A 23,230-nucleotide genomic window follows, 5' to 3' on the forward strand; every position below is an offset into this window, starting at 1 on the left:
CGTCAGCCCGCGTCGGCGAACGCCGCGTCCATCTTCTTCGCCGCGTCGTCGGAGGCCGCGGCGACGTCCTTACGGCCGCTGGCGATCTCCTGGAACATCGTCGGAAGGATCAGCGAGGCGTCGATCTGGCCCCAGGCCGGGGACGCCGGGACGAACTTGGCGCCCGCGCCGAGGGTGTTGACGAACGGCTCGACGAAGGGCTCCTTCTTCGCGACCGTGTCCCGCACGTCGGTGTAGGTCGGCAGGAAGCCCATCGCGTCGAACATCTCGGCCTGGGTCTTCTTGCCGGTGAGCTGCTTCATCAGATCGACGGCCAGGGTGCGGTGCGCGCTGCTCTTGAGCACACCGATGTTGTTGCCGCCCGCGAACGCCGGGGCGATCGAGCCCTTCTCCACGCCGGGCAGCGGGACGACCGCGTACTTGCCCTTGACGGAGCCCTCCTCGACGGCGGCGTGGCTGAAGTCGCCGCCGATCGCCATGGCCGCCTTGCCCGAGGCGAAGGCGGTGACGGTGGCGTTGCCGCCCATGGCCGCGCACTTGGCGGCGGGGCAGTTGTCGTCGCCGAAGAGCGAGGTGTAGGCCGCGATGCCCTTGCGGGCCTTCTCGCTGTTGATGGCCGCCTCGTAGGTCACCCCGGTCTCGTCGGCGAGTTCGCCGCCGTGCGCCCAGATGAAGGGCATCGCGCCGTAGGTGTAGGCGCCGCCGACCGCGAGGCCGTAGAGGTCCGGCTTCTCCTTGTGGACCTTCTTCGCGGTGGCGATCAGCTCGTCCTGCGACTTGGGCGGTTCGATGCCCAGGTCCTCGAAGACGTCGGTGCGGTAGTACAGGGCCCGCACGCCGACGAAGAGCGGGGCGCCGTAGACCTTGCCGCCGACCGTCACGGACTGCTTGGCCGCCGGGTCGGTGTCCTTGGCCTCGTCCCAGGCGGCGAACGCGTCGCTGATGTCGGCGAGTCCGCCGTCCTTCACGTATCCGGCGGTGTCGGTGTTGCCGTACTCGATGAGGTCGGGGGCGCTCTTCGGGTCGTTGAAGGCTGCCTTGATCCGCTCGGCGCGGGTGTCGACCGGTATGTACTCGATCTTGACCTTCGCCCCGTCGTGGGACTTCTCGAAGGCGGCGACAGCCGCGTCGACGACCTTCTCCTTGGGCTTGTTGCCGACCTCCTGGAAGAGCCAGACGCGGAGCGTGCCGCTCTTGTCGTCCGACGTGGCGTCGGTGTCGGAGGTCCCCGGCGCGCACGCGGTGGCGGTGAGACCCGCCAACACGAGGGCGGCGGCAGGCGCGGCAATTCGGGCAGAAAGCTTCATCCGGAACCCTTACCGATCGGTCGTTGCAGCATGTGCAACGTGCGTTTCGTTCTGCACAACTGGCAGGAGAGTAAGGGTGTGCCCCGAAGTGGACAAGTGGTCTCAACCACACTGTGACCGGCGGGCACGCACACGGCCCCCGGGACGCGCTGGTCCGCGCGTCCCGGGGGCCGTGTTTTCCGGAAGCTTCCGTAACACCGGGGCGGAGACTACTTCTTGCCGTCGCCCTTGCCGCCGCCCTTGCCCTTGTCGCCGCCGGCGCCCATGGACTCGTAGATCTCCTTGCACATGGGACAGACCGGATACTTCTTGGGGTCGCGCCCCGGCACCCAGACCTTGCCGCACAGTGCCACCACGGGAGTGCCCTCCAGGGCACTCGCCATGATCTTGTCCTTCTGGACGTAATGGGCGTAGCGCTCGTGGTCGCCGTCGCCGTTCGACACCTGCGGCGTCGGCTCTACGAGGGTCCCCGTACCTGCCCCGCGCTCGGGCTCAAGAGTGCTCATGGACCCCAAGCGTACTGAAAGCCCCGCGCATCAGTTCAGCGAAGGGTCGTCCGGATACGTGGCGATCATCGCCAGCTCGCTCCGCTGGCGCCGCAGGACCGCGCGCCACAGCTTCTCCGGGTGCGGCGAGGACACGTCACCGGGCTCCGACTCGACCACGTACCAGGCGCCCTCCGACAGCTCCCGCTCCAACTGGCCGGGCCCCCAGCCCGCGTACCCCGCGAAGATCCGCAGCGCCCCGAGGGCCGGGGCCAGGAGCTCCGGGGGCATCTCCAGGTCCACCAGGCCGATCGCCCCGTGCACCCGGCGCCAGCCGAGGGGCGCTCCCCCGCGCGGGGCTCCGGGCCGGAGCCGGGACCCCGGTGCGGCGCCCTCGTCCCCGGGCATCACGGCCACACCCAGCGCCGAGTCGAGGGAGACCGGGCCGCCCTGGAAGACCACGTCCGGTGCGGCGGTCCGGCCGGCCCAGGCCGCGAGGATGTCGCCGACGCCGACCGGGGTCGGCCGGTTGAGGACCACACCGAGGGAGCCCTCCTCGTCGTGGTCGAGGAGCAGCACCACCGCGCGGTCGAAGTTCGGATCCGACAGGGCGGGCGCGGCCACGAGCAGCCGCCCTGTGAGCGAGGACACCTCGGTCATGGCAGAGATGATCCCGCATCTTCCCCTCCCGTGGGGCCCGAGTCCGCCCGCCCGGCCGGTGCCGGAGATCACACGCAGCTCAGGGCACCCACGCACCGCACGGGGCAGGGGAAGCGCGCACCCCGGGGCACGCGGTACCACCGGGCGGACGGTGACCCTCCGCAAGCCCCTCCGAGCAGAGCGTGCCGGGGCGGATCCACGGCGCCCGTACGCCACCCGGAGGCTTAGGGAACAAGGGGAGGGGCCCATTACCCTTTTCGATGGCCCCCTGCCCGACCACTCCGGAACGCGAGATACATGACCGGCACAGACGATGTCCTGCTTGTCCACGGCGGCACCCCGCTGGAGGGCGAGATCCGCGTCCGAGGCGCCAAGAACCTGGTGCCGAAGGCCATGGTCGCCGCGCTGCTCGGCAGCGGGCCCAGCCGCCTCCGCAACGTGCCCGACATCCGTGACGTACGGGTGGTACGCGGGCTGCTCCAGCTGCACGGGGTGACCGTCCGCCCCGGTGACGAGCCGGGCGAACTCATCCTCGACCCCTCCCACGTCGAGAGCGCGAACGTCGCCGACATCGATGCCCACGCGGGCTCGTCGCGCATCCCGATCCTCTTCTGCGGCCCCCTGCTGCACCGCCTGGGCCACGCTTTCATCCCGGGCCTCGGCGGCTGTGACATCGGCGGCCGGCCGATCGACTTCCACTTCGAGGTGCTGCGGCAGTTCGGCGCGACCATCGAGAAGCGGGCGGACGGCCAGTACCTGGAGGCCCCGCAGCGGCTGCGCGGCACCAAGATCCGGCTGCCGTACCCGTCGGTGGGCTCCACCGAGCAGGTCCTCCTGACGGCCGTGCTGGCCGAGGGCGTCACCGAGCTGTCCAACGCGGCCGTGGAGCCCGAGATCGAGGACCTCATCTGCGTGCTGCAGAAGATGGGCGCGATCATCTCCATGGACACCGACCGGACGATCCGGATCACCGGTGTCGACCGGCTCGACGGCTACACCCACCGGGCGATCCCGGACCGCCTGGAGGCGGCCTCCTGGGCGTCCGCCGCGCTGGCGACCGAGGGCAACATCTACGTACGCGGCGCCCAGCAGCGTTCGATGATGACCTTTCTGAACACCTACCGCAGGGTCGGCGGCGCCTTCCGGATCGACGACGAGGGCATCCGCTTCTGGCACCCCGGCGGCGCGCTGAACGCCATCGCGCTGGAGACGGACGTGCACCCGGGCTTCCAGACCGACTGGCAGCAGCCTCTCGTGGTGGCCCTGACGCAGGCCACGGGGCTCTCGATCGTCCACGAGACGGTGTACGAGTCGCGGCTCGGCTTCACCTCGGCGCTCAACCAGATGGGCGCGCACATCCAGCTCTACCGTGAATGCCTCGGGGGCTCCGACTGCCGCTTCGGGCAGCGGAACTTCCTGCACTCCGCGGTCGTGTCCGGGCCCACGAGGCTCCAGGGCGCGGATCTGGTCATCCCGGACCTGCGCGGCGGGTTCTCGTACCTGATCGCCGCCCTGGCGGCCCAGGGGACGTCCCGGGTGCACGGCATCGACCTGATCAACCGGGGCTACGAGAACTTCATGGACAAGCTCGAAAAGCTCGGCGCGAAGGTGGAGCTGCCGGGCGGCTCGCTCGTCTGACACCGCCGCGCGCCCCGGCGTACGCACAGTGCTGCCGCACACAGCATTGCGCGCCCCGCGCACACCCGTCCGCCGCCCCGGTCCCGCCTCAGGGACCGGGGCGGCGGCCGTGTCACGGGCACCGGCACGACGGGCGCGCGGGAAACAGCGGGCACGGGCACGGGCACCCGGGAACGGCCTGCAGGCGCGGGGGCAGGGGGGCGCGGACGGCGAACGGGTGACGCCACAGGGGCCACCGGCGGTCCCGGTCCCGGTCCGGCGGGAGCACGGGACCGAGGCCCGGCGCCGTCGGGGAGCCATGCGGCCGCCTGGAGCGGCCTGGGAGGCCCTGGGCCCGCGACCTGGGCTTCCCCCGCCCGGATCCACCCGAGAAGCCCGGAGAGGCCCGGGAGTGCCGTCCCGGGCACCTGGGTGTGCCGAAGGGCGGCCGCCCCGGTCGAGGACGGCCGCCCTTCTTGATGCCTTGGGGGCTTACTTGCCCTTGGCGGCTTCCTTGAGCTTCGAGCCCGCGGAGACCTTCACGCTGTAGCCGGCCGGGATGTTGATCGGGTCGCCGGTCTGCGGGTTCCGAGCGGTGCGAGCGGCACGGTGGGTGCGCTCGAAGGTCAGGAAGCCGGGGATGGTGACCTTCTCGTCGCCCTTGGCGACGATCTCGCCGACGGTCTCGGCGAGCGCGGCCAGAACGGCGTCGGCGTCCTTGCGGGTCACCTCGGCACGGTCGGCCAGGGCGGCCACCAGCTCACTGCGGTTCATGTTGTTACTCCCGTGTTCTTCTTGCCTGTGAGGCGTGAGATCGAAGCCGATGCTGCCAGGGCCCTCTGACAGTCCCCGGACCCGGGTCTGATGTCAGACCCTCGCGCCCGAATACGCATCCTGCCCCCACCTGCGGCGCTAACGCCAATCCGGCGCCGATCCGGAACCCTTCGACGTCGCACGAAAAGCGCCACTGAATGCCCGCCGTGACGTTCCGTCGACCCGGTGAAGCGGTCCGCAGCGGATGCCGGGCCTGTGGGGCTCGCTGCCCGCCCACCCTAAAGGGGCGTTTGGGACGCCGCGACACGCGACGCGCCGGACACGAGCCCCGGACGTCCGGTCGTCCGCCGCCCTCAGGGGCCGTGGGGGCGGGCCCGGACGCCCGCTCCGGGCCGTGCCCGGAGCGGGCGGAGGACCTACGCCGGGCCGGCCGTGGCCTCGGCCACCCCGGCGGCCTTCGCCGCCTCGCGCACGGCTCCCGCGACCGCGCCCGCGACCTTGTCGTTGAAGACCGAGGGGATGATGTAGTTCGCGTTCACCTCGTCCTCACCGACGACGTCCGCGAGCGCACGGGCGGCGGCCAGCATCATCTCCGTGTTGACGGTGCGGGACTGCGCGTCCAGCAGGCCCCGGAAGACGCCCGGGAAGACCAGGACGTTGTTGATCTGGTTCGGGAAGTCGGAACGCCCGGTGGCCACGACCGCCGCCGTCTCACGGGCGACCGCCGGGTCCACCTCGGGGTCCGGGTTCGCGAGCGCGAACACGATCGCGCCCTCCGCCATCGCGGAGACGTCGGCCCCGTCCAGGACGTTGGGGGCGGAGACGCCGATGAAGACGTCGGCGCCGACGACGGCCTGCTTGAGGGTGCCGGTGACGCCCTCCGGGTTGGTGTTGTCCGCGATCCAGCGCAGCGGCGAGTCGTCGGCGGCGGCGACCAGGTCCTCACGGCCGGCGTGCACCACACCGTGGATGTCCGCGACGACCGCGTGCTTGACGCCCGCGGCGAGGAGCAGCTTCAGGATGGCCGTACCGGCGGCTCCGGCGCCCGACATGACGACGCGCACGTCACCGATGGACTTGCCGACCACGCGCAGGGCGTTGGTCAGGGAGGCCAGGACGACGATCGCGGTGCCGTGCTGGTCGTCGTGGAAGACGGGGATGTCCAGGGCCTCGCGCAGCCGTGCCTCGATCTCGAAGCAGCGGGGGGCCGAGATGTCCTCCAGGTTGATGCCCGCGAAGCCGGGGGCGATCGCCTTGACGATGTCGACGATGGCGTCGGTGTCCTGGGTGTCCAGGCAGAGCGGCCAGGCGTCGATGCCCGCGAACCGCTTGAAGAGGGCGGCCTTGCCCTCCATCACGGGGAGCGCGGCCTTGGGGCCGATGTTGCCGAGGCCGAGGACGGCGGAGCCGTCCGTGACGACGGCGACGGAGTTGCGCTTGATGGTGAGGCTGCGGGCGTCCTCGGGGTTCTCGGCGATGGCCATGCAGACCCGGGCCACACCCGGGGTGTAGATCATCGAGAGGTCGTCGCGGTTGCGGATGGGGTGCTTGGACGCCATCTCGATCTTGCCGCCGAGGTGCATCAGGAACGTACGGTCGGAGACCTTGCCGAGGACGACGCCCTCGATGCCCCGCAGACCCTCGACGATCTCCTCCGCGTGGGCGGTCGAGGTGGCCGCGATGGTGACGTCGATCCGCAGCTTCTCGTGGCCGGAGGCGGTCACGTCGAGGCCGGTGACCGAACCGCCGGAGGACTCCACGGCCGTGGTGAGCTGGGAGACCGCTGTGCCGCTCGCGGGCACCTCCAGCCTGACCGTCATCGAGTACGAGACGCTGGGCGCCGTTGCCATGGCGAGTCCTTCACTTTCTTCGCTTCATTGCCGCACGCGGATGGGGGAACGCCCCTGTTGACGCGCGTCTCCGATCGTCGCACCTACCGGCCGGTAGCCGGTAATGACTGCCGCCTTTCGGAAACTTTTTTCCACCATACGAGAAGTTGGGGGACGGAAGGAACCCCCACAGGCGCATGGATCGGGCAGATGTCCTCGTCAACGAAAACAGACCCGCGCCACCATCAGGTGACGCGGGTCTGTCTTTCACGTTGGACGACACCGGCCCGCCATGCTCGCCTCGCGGCAAGTGGTCGCTCGAAGCGACGAAGGTTGGGCCCGGGGGCTTGGATCGAACCGGTGCCGACACCCAGGCTAACAAAGACCCCGGGGAAGTGATTCCCGCGCGCCGGACGGATCCCGCACGAATCCCTGGCGGATCCCGGAGAGCCGTCGTGCCGCGCGCCCGCACCGGCCCCTCGGCCGACGTGGGTCCACGGGCTCTTCCGGCCAGGGGGCTCCGATCAGCCCCTCAGCAGGTCCGGTACGCCCGCGGGCCCCGTACGCCGTGCGGGCCCCGTACGCCGGCCAGGGACGCCCGTCAGTCCCTCAGCAGGTCCGGTACGCCGTCCTCGTCCGGCAGGTCCCGCTCCCCCGACACCACGGTGAGCTGCCGCGTCGCCCGGGTGAGCGCCACGTACAGCACCCGCAGGCCCGCCGGGGACTCGTCCGCGATCTCCGCCGGGGAGACGACCACCGTGGCGTCGTACTCCAGGCCCTTCGCCTCCAGGCTGCCCAGCGCCACCACCCGCTCGCCGAGCTCCTCCAGCCAGCCCCGCGCCTCGGCACGGCGGTCCATGGCCACCACGACGCCCACGGTGCCGTCCACCTCCGCGAGCAGCCTGCGCGCCTCCTCGCGTACGGTCCCGGCGAGGTCCCCGTCCCGTACGGGCTCGAAGCGCGGACGGACACCCGTCGAACGCACCGCCTCGGGGGACTCCATCCCGGGCATGGCCAGCGCCAGCACCTTCGCCGCGAGCTCCGCGATCTCCGCCGGGTTGCGGTAGTTCACGGTCAGCGTGAACCGGCGCCGGGGCCTGCTGCCGAGCGCCTCGTCGCGGGCGGCGGCCGCCTCGTCCGGGTCGGACCAGGAGGACTGCGCCGGATCGCCCACGATCGTCCAGGTGGCGTGCCGGCCGCGGCGGCCGACCATGCGCCACTGCATGGGCGTGAGGTCCTGCGCCTCGTCGACGATGACGTGGGCGTACTCGGTGCGCTCCGCCGCCAGCCGCTCGGCCCGCTCCCACTGGGTCTCCTCGCGCCGCGGCATCAGCTCCTCCAGCCCCGTGAGGTGGTCGAGCGGGTCCAGCTCGCGCTTCCTCTTCGGCCGGGGCGGTGCGCCCAGCAGGGTGTGCAGCTCGTCCAGGAGGGCCACGTCGTGCACGGACAGGGGGCCCGTGCCGTCCGCGTCCAGCCGCTTGAGCGACCGGGCGAGCCGGCGCACCTCGCCCTGGTTGAGGATGCGGCGCGCCCACCGGGACAGCCTGCGCTCGTCGGCCATCGCCGCCAGCACGCGGCGCGGGGTGAGCTCCGGCCACCAGGCGTCGAGGAAGGTGAGGAAGGGGACCTCGGTCGAGACGTCCTCGTCGAAGGAGGACCGCAGTTCCGCGACCAGTTCGGGGTCGGTGTAGCGGCCCCGGCCGGACGACTTGTTCCACAGGGCGTCCAGGAGGAGCTTGCGGGCGCGCGGGCGCAGCAGGTTGACCGGGGCGCTGCCGCCCAGGACGTTGTGCCGGATGCGCTTGAGCTCGTCCGCCTCCAGCTCGACGCGGCCGCCGAAGGCGACCACCCGCAGCCTGTCGGGGGTGCCGCGGCCCCGCTCGGGTCCCTCCGCCTCCCCGAAGGCCATCTGCCCGCCCTGGGACGTGTTCCGGGGCGCGGGCTCCTCCAGGGCGCCCCGGGACGCCTTGCGCAGGACGTGCAGCATCCGCGAGGAACCCTTGATCCGGGCGACGGCGGGCTCGTCGTACGTGGTCGCCCCTTCGACGCCCGCCGCCTCGTCGGACAGCGCGCCGACCGCGCGGATCGCGACCTGCCCCTCCTCCCCGAGCGAGGGCAGCACCCCCTCGGTGTACGCGACGAGCAGCGGCGTCGGCGAGACGACGAGGATGCCGCCCGCGTACCGCCGCCGGTCCTGGTAGAGCAGGTACGCGGCCCGGTGCAGGGCCACCGCGGTCTTGCCGGTCCCGGGGCCTCCGGAGACCTCCGTGACGGACGCGGCGGGGGCCCGGATCACCAGGTCCTGTTCGGCCTGGATGGAGGCCACGATGTCGCGCATGGTGTGGCTGCGGGCCTGGCCCAGCGCGGCCATCAGGGCGCCGTCACCGATGACGGGCAGTTCCTCGCCCCCCAGGTACGCGGTCAGCTCCGGACGCATCAGGTCGTCCTCGACGCCGAGGACCCGGCGGCCCTTGGAGCGGATGACCCGGCGGCGTACGACCCGTCCCGGGGCCTTCGGCGTCGAGCGGTAGAACGGCGCGGCGGCCGGCGCGCGCCAGTCGATGACCAGGGGGGCGTAGTCGGAGTCGAGTACGCCGATCCGGCCGATGTGCAGGGTCTCCGCGATGTCGGCGGTGCCGTCCTCGCGTACGGCGTCGTCGTCGGGCTCGACCGAGGTGTACGCGCCGTCCGGGCCGCGTTCGCCGTCCTTGCCGAGCAGCAGGTCGATGCGCCCGAAGAGGAAGTCCTCGAACTCGCTGTTCAGCCGGTTGAGGTGGACCCCGGCGCGGAAGACCTGGGCGTCCCGTTCCGCGAGCGCGCCGGGCGTGCCCACCTGGGCCCGTCGTCCGGCGTCCCGCATGAGGAATTCCGCCTCGTCGATCTTCTCCTCAAGACGGTGGTAGACCCGGTCCAGATGTTCTTGCTCGACACCGGTCTCCCGGTCCCGCAACGACTCGACAGCGGCATCCTGCGCGGCCACCGGGGCCCCCTTCTGACGTGCACTGGGCAGCCGTCAACCGTACGCGAAAGGAGGGCCGCCGCGCACCTGCCACCCGGGGTGCCGGGTTGCGGTTACGCGTCGATCTCCCGGGGCGGGTCCGGTGTCTCCTCGCCTTCCCTGGCCCGGCGGCGGTGCCGGGCCACCCGCTCACGGTTCCCGCAGACCTCGCTGGAGCACCAGCGGCGCCGCCGCCCGCGCGAGCTGTCCAGGTACAGCCGTCCGCACGCCTCGCCCTCGCAGCGGCGGAGCGCGCCCCGGGCCACCGGGTCGGTCAGCAGTTCCACCGCGTCCCGGGCCACCGCGGCCAGCAGCCTCTCGCAGTCCGGGCCGTCGCTCAGCACGCGTACGAGTACGCCGCCCTCCCGTACCGCCCGCAGTCCCGGGGGCGGGCCCGCGGCCAGGGCGTTCAGCCCGGCCAGGGCGCCGTCGGCCGTGCGGCCCGCCAGTTCGGCGGTCATCAGCCGGTCGACGGCCGCGCGCAGCCCCCGGAAGCGGGCCGGCCAGGTCTCGTCCACGACCGTGAGCGGGGTGCCCCGGGGGACCAGCCCCGAGGACACCAGCCAGTCGGCGAGGCGGGCGGGGCGGTCCAGTCGCTCGTGGCCGCCGTGCGACCCCGGCCCGGTCGCCACCAGGTCCAGACAGATCCGCCCGGAGTCGAACGGCCGGCCCCGCGCGCCCGCCCCCGCACCCGTTGCCATGAGCCTGTCACCGCCTTGGGATCGCCTGCGGGCCGTCGCGCACAGGTGCTCGGCCGGGAACTCGGTAGGTACTCGATCGGTGTGGGACCCATGGGCCACGGGAATCCCACCCCCAGAGTGCCCGTACCCGCCCCACCCCGGAACCCCTCCTGCGGGGTCACCGGGAAGTCCGGGCCGCGTCCGGTGACGGGGTCAGTGTCGCGGGGGGCCGTCGTGCAGGATCCGCTGGAACAGACGGTGGTCCCGCCACGCCCCGTCGATGTGGAGGTAGCGCGGCGCCGTGCCGATGACCTCGAACCCGGACTTCGCCAGCACCCGCTGCGAGGCCGCGTTGTCGACCACCGTGCCGGCCTCGACGCGGTGCAGTCCGAGCCGGTCCCGGGCGTCCGCGCAGACCCGGCCGACCGCGGCCGTGGCCAGGCCCTCGCCCGCCCGGTCCACGTCGATCCAGTAGCCGAGCCGGGCGTTGCGGAACGGGCCGTGCTCGATCGAGGCGAGCGTCATCGCCCCGACGACCCGGTCCTCCTCGTCGGCCAGCACCCAGGGCATCGCGCGGCCCGCGTCCTGTTCCGCCAGCAGCCCGGTCAGCCGCATTACCTGGCCCTCGACGGTGTAGAAGGCGTCGGGCCGTACGGGTTCCCAGCGCTTCATGTAGGCGCGGCTGCGGGTCAGTGCCTCGGCGCAGGAGAGGGCGTCGTCGAGCGCCGCGGGCCTCAGCCGGACGCCGGCGGTCAGGGGGTGGATCAGATCGGTCATCCCCCGACCGTAACGCCCGTCAGGAGTCAGATGACGGGGCGTCGGCCGGGGTGCCGGTCCCGGTGCCGGCCGTGGGGTCCAGCGCGAGCCGGTAGCCGCGCTTGACGACGGTACGGACCAGTCCGGACAGCCCGAGTGCCGTACGCAGCCGGGCCATCGCCGTCTCCACGGCGTGCTCGTCGGTGCCGCTGCCCGGCAGGGCCCGCAGCAGTTCGGCGCGGGAGACGACCCAGCCCGGACGGCGGGCGAGGGCGTGCAGCAGGGCCATGCCGGCCGGCGGCACCGGGCGCGGCACCCCGTCGATCAGGACGGCGTGCCCACGGATCTCTACCAGGTGCCCGGCGACCGGCAGCGCCGGTGCGCGGGCGGGCAGCCGGGCGCAGAGCAGGTGGACGAGCGGGCCGAGCCGGAAGCGCTCCGGCTGGACGGTGTCGATGCCCCGGTCCTGGAGCGGCTGCGCGGTGACCGGACCGACGCAGGCGACGAGGACGTCGTGGCCGAGCGCGGACAGTACCTCCGGAAGCATGCCGCGCGCCTCGGCCCGGTTCAGGTACGAGGTGACGGCGGGGGCGCTGGTGAAGGTCAGGGCGTCCAGGCCCCGGGCGGCCGTGACGTCCAGCATCCGGTCGAGCGGGGCGATGTCCTCCGGGGGCATCCACCGGTAGACCGGGACCCCGACGACCTCGGCGCCCGCCTCCCGGAGCGCCTCGACGAAGCCGGGCAGGGGCTCGCCGTGCAACTGGAGGGCGATCCGGCGCCCCTCGACGCCCTCACCCAGCAGCCGTTCCAGGACCTCCGCCATGGACTCCGACGCCGGCGACCAGGACTCGGTGAGTCCGGCGCCCCGGATCGCGCCCTTGACCTTGGGGCCCCGGGCGAGCAGTTCGGCGCCGCGCAGCACTTCCAGCAGCCGGTCGCCGGTGCCCCAGCCGTCCGCCGCCTCGATCCAGCCGCGGAACCCCACGGCGGTGGTGGCGATCACCACGTCGGGCACCTTGCCGAGGAGTTCCCCGGTGGCGGCGCGGAGTTCGCTGTCGTCCGCGAGCGGCACGATCCGCAGCGCGGGCGCGTGCAGGACCGCGGCGCCCCGGCGCATGAGGAGGGTCCCCAGCTCCTCGGCGCGACGGGCCGCGGTCACCCCGACCGTGAAGCCCGCGAGGGGCCCGTGCTGTGCGTCGTCGTCGTGCATGTGCGTGATGACCCGGCTCTCGTCCCGCTGGGCCGTGTACGGGTCCCCGCCGCGGCCGCCCGTCGGGGCGTACGGCGGGCCGTGCGCGCACGCCCCAGCTTCGATGGTGCGGAGGAACGAGACTGCCGCCCCCGCGTGACAGCCTCGGTTCGCCCGTGTTTCCCGCCCGTTACGTCGGTCGACGCCGGATCGCCATCTTCACACCTCCGGGTGGCGCCCCGGGGGCCGGGCTCCGGGACGCCCGCACCCCCCGGGGGCACCGCACCGCTCAGGCCGTGGCGCGGCGCTTGTCGGACCCGTTGGGCCAGAGCCGTGGCCGCCGCTTGGCCGCCACGTCCTCGACCCAGCCGAACGACAGGATCGCCAGCCCGATCAGCGGCCAGATCACGATGAGGATCAGCGCGTCGTACGACTGCTCGATGTACGTGTCGAACGTGTCGCCGAGCCACGGGATGTTCCACAGCTGGTCGACGAGGTGGGCTCCGGCCATCAGCAGGATGTTGTGCCAGAGGTAGATCGTCACGGCCCGGTTGTTGGCCAGGGTCACCAGGCCGTCCCATCCGGCGAGCCTGCCGGGCAGCTTCCGCCAGGAGGGCGCGTACACCAGCAGGATCGCGCAGAACCCCAGGGACCAGGTGGCCTGGGCCAGCGGAATCTCGTCCAGGTTCCAGCCCTCCTCGGTGAGGTGGCCGGACGCCCACCACAGGCCGAAGCCCATGACGATCGAGGCGGAGGAGACCGCCAGATAGCGCGGCACCTCCTTCAGCAGCCCGTCGTTGTGGGCGAATCCGAGCACCCAGCAGGCGCCGAACACGGCGAAGTCGATGAGGCCCTCACCGAGCATGCCGGGCACGGTCACCAGATCCGTACCGATCACCGCCGTCAGGACGACCGGGGCGAGCATCGTCACCCAGGGCAGCCTGCGGAACGCCTTGAGCAGCAGCGGAGAGGCGATCACGAACCAGAGGTACGCCCGGATGTACCAGAGCGGCCCCACCGCCTGGTCGGCCCAGGTCAGCTCCAGCAGCCCGCCCGGCGAACCGCTCTCCTCCGGGTACGGCGGGGAGCCGATCGGGAAGAGGTAGCAGCCGAGCTTGAGGAACCACCACAGTCCCTCGTCCCGGACGGGCTTCCAGCTCAGCGCGAACATGACCGGTACGACGACGAGCGAGAACGCCCACATGGGCGGCAGCAGCCGGCGCAGCCGGGAGCGGATGACGCTGCCGGCGGGGCGGGACAGCGAACGGGCCATCAGCGAACCGGCCAGGGCGAACATCACGCCCATGGACGGGAAGAGGACGGTCAGCCAGGCCCACCCGAAGAGGTGGAAGAAGACGACCCGGACGAGCGCGACGGCCCGGAGCAGGTCGAGGTAGCGGTCACGGCCGGGCCGCGCCGGAGGGGCGGCGGGCCGGGCCGCGTCCGTCGAGTCCGCCGTGGCTCCCGCCGCCTCCGGCTTCGTGAGGACGGTCGGTGCCCCGGGGAGTGGCGCGGTGACGTCCGGGCCGAAGCCGTCCGGGCGGGCCTGGTTCGGGTAGGTCATGCGACCGGCCTCCGGTCCTTCTGCGGTGTGTCCTTGCGGCGGGCCGGTGCCCCGCCGGGTGCCTCCACCACGCCCGTGCGGCGCAGCTTCTGCCAGCGCAGCCGGCCACCGGTGAGCGCGGTGATCCACGACTGGAGCAGCACCATGTACATGAGCTGCCGGTAGAGGACCTGCTGGAGCGGCAGGGAGATGAGATGGGTCATGCGTTCGCCGTCCAGCCGGAAGGCGTACGCGGCGCACACCGCCTGGATCAGCAGGACGCCGAACCACGCCGTGACGGTCTTGCCGGTCGGGCCGAAGACCAGCCCGTACAGCAGGAAGACGTCGATCAGGGGGGCCAGCAGCGGGGCGACCACCATGAACAGGGAGACGAACGGCAGTCCGACCCGGCCGAAGCGGCCCGAGGGTCCCCGCTCGACGACCGCGCGGCGGTGCTTCCAGATGGCCTGCATGGTGCCGTACGACCAGCGGTAGCGCTGTGACCAGAGCTGTTGCACGGACTCGGGGGCCTCGGTCCAGGCGCGGGCGTTCTCGGCATAGACGACGCGCCAGCCGTCGCGGTGCAGCGCCATCGTGACGTCGGTGTCCTCGGCGAGGGTGTCCTCGCTCATGCCGCCGATCCGGTCCAGCGCGTCCCGGCGGAAGGCGCCGACCGCACCGGGGATGGTGGGCATGCAGCCGAGGACGTCGTACATCCTGCGGTCGAGGTTGAAGCCCATCACGTACTCGATGTGCTGCCAGGCGCCGATCATCGAGTCCCGGTTGCCGACCTTGGCGTTGCCCGCGACCGCGCCGACGCGGGGGTCCCCGAAGGGCTGCACGAGTTCGCGGACGGTGGACGGTTCGAAGACGGTGTCACCGTCCATCATCACGACGATGTCGTAACGGGCGTGCGCGATGCCGTTGTTGAGGGCGGCGGGCTTGCCGCCGTTGCGCTGGCGGACGACCCGGACGTTCGGGATGCCCATCGCCTCGACGACGTCGGCCGTACCGTCCGTGGAGCCGTCGTCGATGACGACGACCTCGATCGGGTAGTCACTGGCCACCAGCGACCGCACGGTCGACTCGATGCACCTGCGCTCGTTGTACGCCGGTACGAGGACCGACACCGGGCGGGTGAAGGGGTCGCCCCAGCGGAAGTCCTTGCGGCGGACCCGACGGGCGTGCAGGAAGGAGAGCAGCAGCATCAGCCCGAAGCGGGTGATCACCAGGGCGCCGATGACGGCCAGGCCGACCACCAGGAAGCCGGTGACGTGCTCGGAGATGCCCACGGCGAAGATGAAGGCCTTGCCCTTCCACAGCTCGACCCCGGTGACCTGGGTGTGCGCGCTGGGCGCGCCGAGGGCGGCGGTGAGGCTGGTGAACTCGTACCCCTTGTCCTGCATCTTCGGCAGGAACCTGTCCAGGGCGCGCACGGTCTGGGACCGGTCACCGCCGGAGTCGTGCATCAGGATGACGGCGCCCTTGCCGTGCCGGGGTGTGGCGCGGTCGATGATCGCCCGGACGCCGGGGCGCTTCCAGTCCTCGCTGTCGGTGTTGTTCACGACGGTGAGGTAGCCGCGGCTGCCTATGTACTGGGTGACCGGCCAGGACTTGTTGTCCATGGCGTCGGCGAACGAGGAGTACGGGGGCCGGAACAGGGAGGAGCGGATTCCGGCCGCGCCCGCCAGCACCAGCTGGTTCTGGGACAGCTCCCAGTCGATGCGGCTGGTGGACTGGTAGGAGAGGTCGGGGTGGTTGAAGGTGTGCAGCCCGACCTCGTGGCCCTCGTCGACCATGCGCTTGACCAGGCCCGGATAGCGCGAGGCCATGGTGCCGGTGACGAAGAAGACGCCGTGCGCGTCGTGTTCCTTCAGCTTGTCGAGGACCTTCGGGGTCCAGACGGGGTCCGGGCCGTCGTCGAAGGTCAGGACTATCTTGTGGTCGGGTATGCGGAGCGTCGTGGCGGGTTCGCCGGGCGTCCGCGCGTCGATGACGGGGCCGCCGTCGAGTACCTCGTCGGGTACCTGGCTGGTGGAGGCCGGCGGCTGGACGCGGTGGTCCGCGAGGATCTCGCTGTGTACGTAGCCACGCAGCATCAGCATGGCGAGCAGGGCCACGAGCAGGAGCGAGGGGAGCAGGAAGCGCATCGGCATTCTGCGCGGGCCGCTCCGCTTCTTCTTCCTCGGGTTGTGCCTGCCCCGCGGGGCGGGGGACGTCATGTTACTGAGCACCTTCACGTGGTTGCGTCGTTGCTTCCGAGGGGGCCGAGGACGGGGTCGGCGGGGGCCCGCCGGAATCCGCTGGTTCCGTCACCGGTGTGGTGGGGACGTCCGCGTCCGACGCGGAGGCCGAGGGGTCGGCGCCCGGTTCGGCGGCGGTCTCACCGCCGGAGGGCAGCGCCGGGCTCTTCGACGCGGAGGCGCCCGTACCGGCCGCGGTTCCCGGTGCGGAGGCGGGGACGCCACCGCCCGGATCCGCGACCGTGCCGGTGTCCGCGGTCGAGGCGGAGGGGCCGAGGGTGGCGCCGGGGGACTCGGTCGCCGGTCCGGTACTGGCGGACTGCGCGGGGTGTACCTCGACCTCCTCGCCCTGCTTCTCCTCCTGCCCGGTTATCGGCAGCCAGGGGGCGCTGGAGTTCCCGCCGAGCACGGCCGCCACCAGCGTGACCGCGTAGACGGCGCAGATCGTGGCGAGGAGCCAGCCCAGGCGGCGGTACGTCTTGCTGCGACGACCGCTCTCGTCGACGAAGACCGGACCGTCCGAGGGGTCCGGAGGGCTGGGCTCCACCGGCAGGTCGGCGAGCTGACGCCCGAGCCCGTCGAGGCGGATGGTGACGTCGTTCGGCTCATGGGTATGCCCGGTGCGAGTTCCTTCGCGCCAATTGTCCACAGCTGTTTGCACTTCCCCCACTCAATGAAACAGGCGCGTGGGAATTGTCTGGATTCTTGCCATGAGTCGGACGCCCCCGCGTCGATTCACGGCCCCCTGCCGCTACGCACCGGAGACCTGAATGTAGCGCACGGCGGTGGCCGTCAGGCCCCGGCCGCTGGTGTTGTTCTGCAACGGTGACGCATGAGTGATGCATCGGTGTCGGGCAGCCATGATCCAGTTGGCTGCACCATCCACCCTTCCCTGGCAGCGAGTTCGTCCGCCGCCGCGCGAAGTGCCACCAAACCGGGATGATGCGCTCCGCTTCGCCACACCATCAGCAGCGGGGAGAGCGGAACCGGCCGTACCAAGGGCCGCACCACCGTTCCGGGCAGTGGCGGAAAGTCCACGACCGCCAGCACAGGGTGACCGGTCTTCGACATCACACGCTGAAATTCGGCCACCCCGACAGCGAGCGGTGCGGGCGGGGCGAGGGCGATGCCCCAGTCGCCGAAAAGGCGCTCCGCGAGATCGGTCCACTCCAGGGTGCGCGTATTGCCCGCCCCCGCGTAGACGGTTTCCCCGGACAGATCGGCCGGGGTGACGACCTCACGCCCGGCGAGGGGGTGATCGTCGCGGAGCATCACGGCCATCGGCTCGTACCGCACCGGGTGTACGGAGAGCCGGGAGAGGACGGCGGGATCCAGCCCGGCGGCCCGGCCGAAGGAGACGTCGAGCCGCCCGGCGAGCACCTCGCCGGCCGCCCAGGTCAGCCCGCTCTCGAAGCGCGCCATCAGTTCGCACTCGGGTGCGAGCTCCCGCGCCCTGGCCAGCACCCTCGCGGCGGTCATCCCGTCGGTGTTGAGATCGACGAGCAGGGGCCGGGTCACCGGCTCGGCGAAGGCGGTGGTGAGCGCGGCGTGGGCGTCGAGGACCCGGCGGGCGTACGGCAGGAGGCGTTCGCCGTCCGGGGTGAGTGCCACCTGACGGGTGGTACGGACGAAGAGCGGGCAGCCCAGCTCACGCTCCAGCCGCCGGATGTCCCGGCTCAACGCCTGCTGGGCGACGTAGAGGCGTGCGGCGGCCCGGGTGAAGTGCAGATCCTCCGCGACGGCCACGAAGGAGCGCAGGAGCCGGGGATCGGTGTCGGGAACGGTCACCCCCCGAATTTACAACGCGGGTGCGTGAATCGGTGGTGATCAGGTGTTGGACGGCACGGGGACCCCGCCACCAGGCTGCTTCCGTGTCCCAGGAAACGTCCCAGCCCACGTCCCGGAATCCGTCCGGGCGCACATCCCGCGAACCGGCCCCGGAATCGGCGCTCGCACCGGCCCACGCGACAACGTCCGACGCACCGACCCCTGAACCGTCCCACGCGCCGTCCCAGGCACCGGCCCACGCGTCGGCCCCGGAAAGCGTCACCGCCCGCCCCGCGTCCGCCCGCAACCCCTACCTCCGGCTGCTCGCCACCCCGGGCGCCCGCGCCTTCACGGCGGGCAACCTGCTCGCCCGGCTGCCCATGGGCATGTTCAGCGTCAGCGCCGTCATCATGATCGCCGGAGCCCACGACTCGTACGCCCTGGCCGGTGCGGTCACCGCGACGGGCCTCGCCGCGACCGCCGTGGTCGCGCCGTGGACGGCCCGGCTGGTCGACCGGTACGGCCAGGCCCGGATCGCGGTCCCGGCCACCGCGCTCGCCGTGCTCGGCTCCCTGACCCTGGTGCTGTGCGTACGCTTCGACGCCCCGGTCTGGACCCTCTTCGCCGCGTACGCCGCGACCGCGACCACCCCGAACACCGGCGGCATGTCCCGTGCCCGCTGGGCCCATCTGCACCGGGGCGACCCGGCGGCCCTGCACACCGCGAACTCCTTCGAGCAGGCGGCGGACGAACTCTGCTTCATGCTCGGCCCGGTGCTGGCCGCGACCCTGTGCGGGGCGCTCTTCCCGGAGGCCGGGACGCTGACCGGGGCGGTCCTGCTGATGACCGGCGTCCTGATCTTCGCCGCGCAACGGGCGACCGAACCACCGGTGGCCCCCCGCACGACGGCCACCGCCTCCCCGCTCCGCAGCCCCCAGATGCCCGCGCTGCTGACCGTCTTCCTCGCCACGGGGGCGGTGTTCGGCTCGATGGAGGTCGTCTCCATCGCCCACGCCGGGGGCGCGATCCTCGCGCTCCAGGCCGCGGGGTCCTGTGTGGCGGGCCTGGTCTACGGTTCGCTGCGCCCCACCGGGGACGTACACCGCAGGCTGCTGCTCTGTCTGGCCTGTATGACCGCGCTCATGTCCCTTCCCCTGCTGGCCGCCACCACGACCGGCTCGATCCCCGTCCTGGCCGGCTGCCTCCTCCTGGCGGGCGCGGCCACGGCCCCGACCATGGTCACCGGCATGACCCTGATCCAGCGCGTCACCCCACAGGCGCAGCTCAACGAGGGCATGACGCTCGCGGTCACCGCCCTGCTCGGCGGCATAGCGGCGGGCTCGGCGGCGGGCGGCTGGCTGGTGGAGCACACCGGTACGGTCACGGGTTACACGGCACCTCTGGGCGCGGCGGCCCTGGCCCTGGTCATCGCGGTGGCCGGGTACGCGACGCGGCGGAAGGGAAGCCGCTGACCAGGCGTGGCCGGTCCGGTGGGTACGGAACGACGGGCCGCCCCGCGCGGCCACGGGCACCGTCGCCTCCGACCCGACCATGGACGCACGCGTCTTTACGTTTCTACCCTCCGTCTCGCTCCTCCTCGTAAGCGGCCAGTTCCTCCGCGCTGCCGAGAAAGGCCGGGCCACAGTGCGGTGGCAGGTGCTCGACGACCAACGCCACCGCGGCCTGCGCACTGTCCGTCTCGGCGATCCTCGGACTGCTCCGGCTCGGTCCTTCGACGTAGTACCGGCCGTCTTTCAGTGTGCCGATGTAGGGGATGTCCCAGGTGTGGCGCATCTCCGTACACCTGCTGAAGTGCAGCTCCCACATACCGGTCCAGGGGTGGAGCTGACGAAGCAGCGGCTCGGCGTGGGCCACCCGCACCAGCTCGGCGAACGGCGCCGAAAGCAGTGATCCTTCCGGCCGACGAGGTTCGCCGACCGTGGTAAGGATCTTGCGCCAGGCCGCTTCGACGGTGTTGGTCACGCCGTGATTGTGCAGGTGGTCCTACGGCTTCGACGGCCGAGGCAGCCCTGATCGCTCCCGGCCCGGCTCCGGGAGCCCTCGGACCAGGACCCCGGGACCGGGAACGTCGGCACTCGTTGCGTGCGGTCAGGCCCGTTGCCGGATCCAGGCGGCCAGTTCGCGGACCAGGGCGGCCGACGCCCCGCCCAGATGCACGAGCGGCTGGTCGGTGACGGTGGGGAAGTCACCGCGCAGTGAGGGCAGGGTGATGCCCGCCAGCTTCAGCGCGTCGGCCAACTCCCGTGCCGCCAGGTCGCCTTCCCTGAGCGCGTCGCCGTTCGCCGTCGGTCGTTCCACAGCCGCGTGCCGCCTCTTTTCGCCGGATGTGGGTGCCAGGACGTCAGTCTCGACGTGGTGGGGGTGCCGCGAGGGCGAGTCCGAGTTCACCGGCCGCCTCCACCACGAGCGACATGAGCTGCGCCGTGGTGACCGCCTCGCGCCGTTCGCCGTCCGGCCCGAACAGCAGGACGTACCCACCCGGTTCCGTCCTGGCCAGCGGTACACGCAGTCCCGGCGTCGCCCCCGTCTCCTCGCCCACCGGACTCCTCCACCGCGTGGGGGCCGCCGGCCGCGCCCCGGTTTCCCTTCAGCACGAAGTACGTCGCCTTGCCGCGCGGCACCGGGCGCACACCCCAGTCGTCGGCGAGGCTCGCCACCAGGAACAGCCCCCGGCCGCCCGGCTCCGTGGCGGAGCCCTGACGCAGTACCGGGACACCGACGCCGTGGTCGATGACGCTGACCGTGAGTACGGCGCCGGAGCGCGCGCAGATCACCCGGCAGGAGCTGCCGCCCGTGGCGTGCAGCACGGCGTTGGTGACGAGTTCGCTGGCGAGCAGTTCGGCCGTATCCGAAAGCTCGTCCGTGAACCCCCAGCCACATACCACCCTTCGCACACGTTTCCTAGCTTCCGGGACCCACTTCTCCACGGCCGGAAAGACAAAGGTCCGCTCTTCGTTGAGCACCAGAGTTCACCTCTCGGCGGGTGGCGAAGGCTGGCGAATACCGGCTCTCACCACGGGTGTTGCCACGCATCGCCACAATGGAGTGACGGTGCGTGATCGACCCTGTCACGGTAGCGCCGCATACTCCCTTTTTGCAACTATGCTTTTCGCATACATGCACGATTGCTTGCTGGCGCTTGTGCCCGGCCAGCGGGCACACTGAGCCCCGACAGATTCGAGGAGCGTGATGGGCCAGACGATCAGGAGCCGCCGTCTGGGGTCCGACCTGCGGCAACTGCGCCGGAAGGCCGACCTGACAGCCGAGGCGGTCGGCTCCGAACTCGGTTTCTCCCAGTCCAAGATGAGCCGCATAGAAAGCGGAGACGTCCGCGTCTCCCGCACGGACCTCAAGGCTCTGCTGGCGCTCTACGAGGTCACCGACGAGAAGCAGATCGCGGCGTTCCTGGACGCGGCGAAGGACGCCAAGTCCCGTGGCTGGTGGATCGCCTACGAGGACGCGCTGCCGCGTGAGTACCGCGACTTCATCGCGCTGGAGGGCACAGCGGCCGGTATCCGCACCTTCGAGGGCATGATCGTGCCGGGTCTGATGCAGACGCCGGACTACACCCGTCACATCACCATGGCCAACCCAGCCGTCCTGCCACCCGGGCATGTGGACTCACTGATCAAGGTACGGATGGAGCGGCAGGCCATTCTCGACGGCGAGCAGCCGCCGAAGATGTGGGCGATCGTGACCGAGGGTGCGCTGCGGCAGGCCGTGGGCGGATACACGGTGATGCTCGACCAGTTGCACCACCTCACCCGGCTGACCGAGCGAAGCAACATCACGCTGCAAGTCCTGCCGTTCGAGGCGGGCGCCCACGCGGGTGTCCACAGCTCGTTCGTCCTCTTCGACTTCCCGGCGGACCCCAGCATCGCCTGCGTGGCCAACCTGACCGGGACCTTGTTCATGGACCAGCCCGGACAACTCGACGCGTTCTCTGACGCCTTCGACAACCTCCGAGCCGGCGCCTTGAGCCCCGCCGAATCACTGACGCGCATCACCGACATCATGACCCTGATGCGCCGCGAACAAGACCAGAGGAAGCAATCATGACCACCCCCACTCTCGTCGGCCCCTTCGTCAAGTCCACCGCCAGCGGCCCGCAGGACAACTGCGTGGAGGTGGCCCCCCTCTCCGACGGCGGCCGCGCGGTCCGCGACAGCAAAGACCAGCACGGCCCCCACCTGTTCTTCTCCCCCACCCAGTGGTCCGCCTTCACCGACAGCGTCAAGACGGACAGCCACGGCACCGCCTGACCAGCGCCGGCCCGCGACGGGCCGGGTCCCACGGATGACGTCCTTGGGACCCGGCCCGTCTGCCCGTACCTGGCAACACCCGGGTCCAACGAGAGCTCGCCCCCGCAGTCCGTAGCGCATGCGCGGGACCGGCTACTGAAACCGATGTGCGGCTATCGGAGGACACCTGCGCGCGCAGCAAGGGCGCGGAGTTCGGGTGTGGTGCGGCCGGACAGCAGGAGTCCGGAGATGAGGGATCTCACCACGGGTCGGGAGTGCGTCTCCTGTGGTGCTTGGTGCTCGGCTGCCAGGAGCGAGCGCACGCATTCGTCCCGGCGTCCGCGCTGGGCCAGGGCGGACGCCACGTCGGTGTAGTAGCGCGCCCGGCGTTCCACGCTGGGCAGGCTCTGCGGCGGCAGTGCACGGGCAGCGGCCAGGGCCGCGGAGGGGTCGCCAGTGGCGAATTCGGCGGAGATGCGGTGGAGCTGCACGGTGGCTGGTCCGAAGCCGCCGCCGTGATCACGCAGTGCGGTGGTGCCGCCAAGGGCGGCCGCGATGGCGGCGGCCTCGTCCGTCAGCCCCCGCATCCCCTCCCGGTCGCCGCCCCTCGCGGCACTGTACGCGGCTGACTGGATCAACAAGCCGCGCTCGGCAGCGCCGCTGCGGGACGTGCGAAGGGCCGGATCCTCGGCGGCGTTGAGCGCGATCGACAGGGCTTGGTCCTCCCAGCCGGCGCGGCGGGCGAGTACAGCGAGGTTCCGGGCGGCTTCCGCCACCACGAGGGGATGTCCGGCGGCTTCAGCCATCTGGCGGGCGCGGTCGGCTGCCATCCAGCCGAGCTGCTGCTCATCGAGCTTGACGAGTATGCGGGTCGCCAGGAGGTAGCTCTGCCCGAGCAGGTCGAGGTGATCTCCCTTGTCGGTGGGTCCCAGCGCGTGTCCGGCACGGATCAGGCGGGGCAGGCGGACAGCGAGGTCGGTGTAGTGACAGGTGTGGAAGTCAGCGTGCACGCGAGCGAGCTCGACAGGCAACCGCTCGGGGGCCGGCAGTTCGTGGTCCTGGCCGATACCGAGCATCGCATCCCGTAGACCGCCGACGAGGAGCTGCCCCACCGGGACGT

At 71.7% G+C, this 23,230-nt stretch carries 21 protein-coding genes and 1 pseudogene; 4 read left to right on the top strand and 18 right to left on the bottom strand.

Annotated elements, in window-relative coordinates:
* Positions 1-2: 2 nt before the first annotated feature.
* The 3 genes from B9S64_RS11840 to B9S64_RS11850 form a co-directional block, all read right to left on the bottom strand.
* Positions 3-1,307, bottom strand: a complete 1,305-nt coding sequence (locus B9S64_RS11840) for an extracellular solute-binding protein (RefSeq protein ID WP_103492691.1) — start codon at positions 1,305-1,307, stop codon at positions 3-5.
* A 209-nt stretch (positions 1,308-1,516) separates the two neighbouring features.
* Positions 1,517-1,813 carry a DUF3039 domain-containing protein gene (locus B9S64_RS11845; RefSeq protein ID WP_078552249.1) on the bottom strand — a complete coding sequence of 99 codons (297 nt, stop codon included), beginning with the start codon at positions 1,811-1,813 and terminating at the stop codon, positions 1,517-1,519.
* Between the two features lie 30 nt (positions 1,814-1,843).
* Positions 1,844-2,452 (bottom strand): YqgE/AlgH family protein, encoded by a 609-nt coding sequence (locus B9S64_RS11850; RefSeq protein ID WP_181012396.1) that lies wholly within the window; start codon positions 2,450-2,452, stop codon positions 1,844-1,846.
* 297 nt (positions 2,453-2,749) lie between these two features.
* Between B9S64_RS11850 and murA the strand changes: the two genes are divergently transcribed.
* Positions 2,750-4,090: a UDP-N-acetylglucosamine 1-carboxyvinyltransferase gene (murA, locus tag B9S64_RS11855; RefSeq protein ID WP_103492692.1), complete on the top strand. Its 1,341-nt coding sequence runs from the start codon at positions 2,750-2,752 to the stop codon at positions 4,088-4,090.
* A 471-nt stretch (positions 4,091-4,561) separates the two neighbouring features.
* Here murA and B9S64_RS11860 read toward each other — a convergent pair whose 3' ends face one another.
* From B9S64_RS11860 to B9S64_RS11905, 10 genes are all read right to left on the bottom strand, one after another.
* Positions 4,562-4,843: an HU family DNA-binding protein gene (locus tag B9S64_RS11860; protein WP_003968811.1), complete on the bottom strand. Its 282-nt coding sequence runs from the start codon at positions 4,841-4,843 to the stop codon at positions 4,562-4,564.
* Positions 4,844-5,259: 416 nt separating this feature from the next.
* Positions 5,260-6,693: an NAD-dependent malic enzyme gene (locus B9S64_RS11865; RefSeq protein WP_028442814.1), complete on the bottom strand. Its 1,434-nt coding sequence runs from the start codon at positions 6,691-6,693 to the stop codon at positions 5,260-5,262.
* A 580-nt stretch (positions 6,694-7,273) separates the two neighbouring features.
* Positions 7,274-9,652, bottom strand: a complete 2,379-nt coding sequence (locus B9S64_RS11870) for a UvrD-helicase domain-containing protein (protein ID WP_103492693.1) — start codon at positions 9,650-9,652, stop codon at positions 7,274-7,276.
* 92 nt (positions 9,653-9,744) lie between these two features.
* Positions 9,745-10,371, bottom strand: coding sequence for an ABATE domain-containing protein (locus tag B9S64_RS11875; RefSeq protein WP_103492694.1), 627 nt, complete (start codon positions 10,369-10,371; stop codon positions 9,745-9,747).
* Between the two features lie 192 nt (positions 10,372-10,563).
* Complete coding sequence (locus B9S64_RS11880; protein ID WP_103492695.1) at positions 10,564-11,127, bottom strand: GNAT family N-acetyltransferase; 564 nt, start codon at positions 11,125-11,127, stop codon at positions 10,564-10,566.
* A 19-nt stretch (positions 11,128-11,146) separates the two neighbouring features.
* Positions 11,147-12,316, bottom strand: coding sequence for a uroporphyrinogen-III synthase (locus tag B9S64_RS11885; RefSeq protein WP_103492696.1), 1,170 nt, complete (start codon positions 12,314-12,316; stop codon positions 11,147-11,149).
* 268 nt (positions 12,317-12,584) lie between these two features.
* A complete protein-coding gene (locus tag B9S64_RS11890; protein ID WP_258037973.1) occupies positions 12,585-13,859 on the bottom strand; it encodes an acyltransferase in 1,275 nt (424 codons plus the stop codon).
* Positions 13,856-16,060: a glycosyltransferase gene (locus tag B9S64_RS11895; RefSeq protein WP_103492697.1), complete on the bottom strand. Its 2,205-nt coding sequence runs from the start codon at positions 16,058-16,060 to the stop codon at positions 13,856-13,858. The genes B9S64_RS11890 and B9S64_RS11895 overlap by 4 nt, the downstream gene beginning before the upstream one ends.
* Before the next feature lies 1 nt (position 16,061).
* The gene (locus tag B9S64_RS11900) at positions 16,062-16,730 is read right to left on the bottom strand and encodes a hypothetical protein (RefSeq protein WP_103492698.1); all 669 of its coding nucleotides are present in this window, start codon (positions 16,728-16,730) and stop codon (positions 16,062-16,064) included.
* A 143-nt stretch (positions 16,731-16,873) separates the two neighbouring features.
* On the bottom strand, positions 16,874-17,869 hold the full coding sequence (locus B9S64_RS11905) for a LysR family transcriptional regulator (protein WP_103492699.1): 996 nt from the start codon (positions 17,867-17,869) through the stop codon (positions 16,874-16,876).
* 299 nt (positions 17,870-18,168) lie between these two features.
* On the opposite strand from B9S64_RS11905, the gene B9S64_RS11910 reads away from it, so the two are divergent.
* Positions 18,169-19,320, top strand: coding sequence for an MFS transporter (locus B9S64_RS11910; protein ID WP_103492711.1), 1,152 nt, complete (start codon positions 18,169-18,171; stop codon positions 19,318-19,320).
* A 103-nt stretch (positions 19,321-19,423) separates the two neighbouring features.
* Here B9S64_RS11910 and B9S64_RS11915 read toward each other — a convergent pair whose 3' ends face one another.
* The 4 genes and pseudogenes from B9S64_RS11915 to B9S64_RS35535 all read right to left on the bottom strand — a co-directional run.
* Positions 19,424-19,831: a DUF6193 family natural product biosynthesis protein gene (locus B9S64_RS11915; RefSeq protein WP_219818804.1), complete on the bottom strand. Its 408-nt coding sequence runs from the start codon at positions 19,829-19,831 to the stop codon at positions 19,424-19,426.
* Between the two features lie 126 nt (positions 19,832-19,957).
* On the bottom strand, positions 19,958-20,167 hold the full coding sequence (locus tag B9S64_RS11920) for a hypothetical protein (protein WP_037877498.1): 210 nt from the start codon (positions 20,165-20,167) through the stop codon (positions 19,958-19,960).
* Between the two features lie 43 nt (positions 20,168-20,210).
* On the bottom strand, positions 20,211-20,408 hold the full coding sequence (locus tag B9S64_RS34165) for a hypothetical protein (RefSeq protein WP_146060151.1): 198 nt from the start codon (positions 20,406-20,408) through the stop codon (positions 20,211-20,213).
* A gap of 70 nt (positions 20,409-20,478) precedes the next feature.
* Positions 20,479-20,832 (bottom strand): annotated as a pseudogene (locus tag B9S64_RS35535) (ATP-binding protein); the annotation flags it as partial.
* Between the two features lie 226 nt (positions 20,833-21,058).
* Here B9S64_RS35535 and B9S64_RS11930 point away from each other — a divergent pair.
* Together B9S64_RS11930 and B9S64_RS11935 are read left to right on the top strand one after the other, a co-directional pair.
* Positions 21,059-21,928 carry a helix-turn-helix transcriptional regulator gene (locus B9S64_RS11930; RefSeq protein ID WP_103492701.1) on the top strand — a complete coding sequence of 290 codons (870 nt, stop codon included), beginning with the start codon at positions 21,059-21,061 and terminating at the stop codon, positions 21,926-21,928.
* Positions 21,925-22,131: a DUF397 domain-containing protein gene (locus B9S64_RS11935; RefSeq protein WP_103492702.1), complete on the top strand. Its 207-nt coding sequence runs from the start codon at positions 21,925-21,927 to the stop codon at positions 22,129-22,131. The genes B9S64_RS11930 and B9S64_RS11935 overlap by 4 nt, the downstream gene beginning before the upstream one ends.
* Positions 22,132-22,283: 152 nt before the next feature.
* On the opposite strand, the gene B9S64_RS11940 is transcribed toward B9S64_RS11935, so the two are convergent.
* Positions 22,284-23,222, bottom strand: coding sequence for an XRE family transcriptional regulator (locus tag B9S64_RS11940; protein WP_258037975.1), 939 nt, complete (start codon positions 23,220-23,222; stop codon positions 22,284-22,286).
* Between the last annotated feature and the right edge of the window lie 8 nt (positions 23,223-23,230).

It is taken from the genome of Streptomyces sp. SM18, assembly GCF_002910775.2.
Classification (GTDB): Bacteria; Actinomycetota; Actinomycetes; order Streptomycetales; family Streptomycetaceae; genus Streptomyces; species Streptomyces halstedii.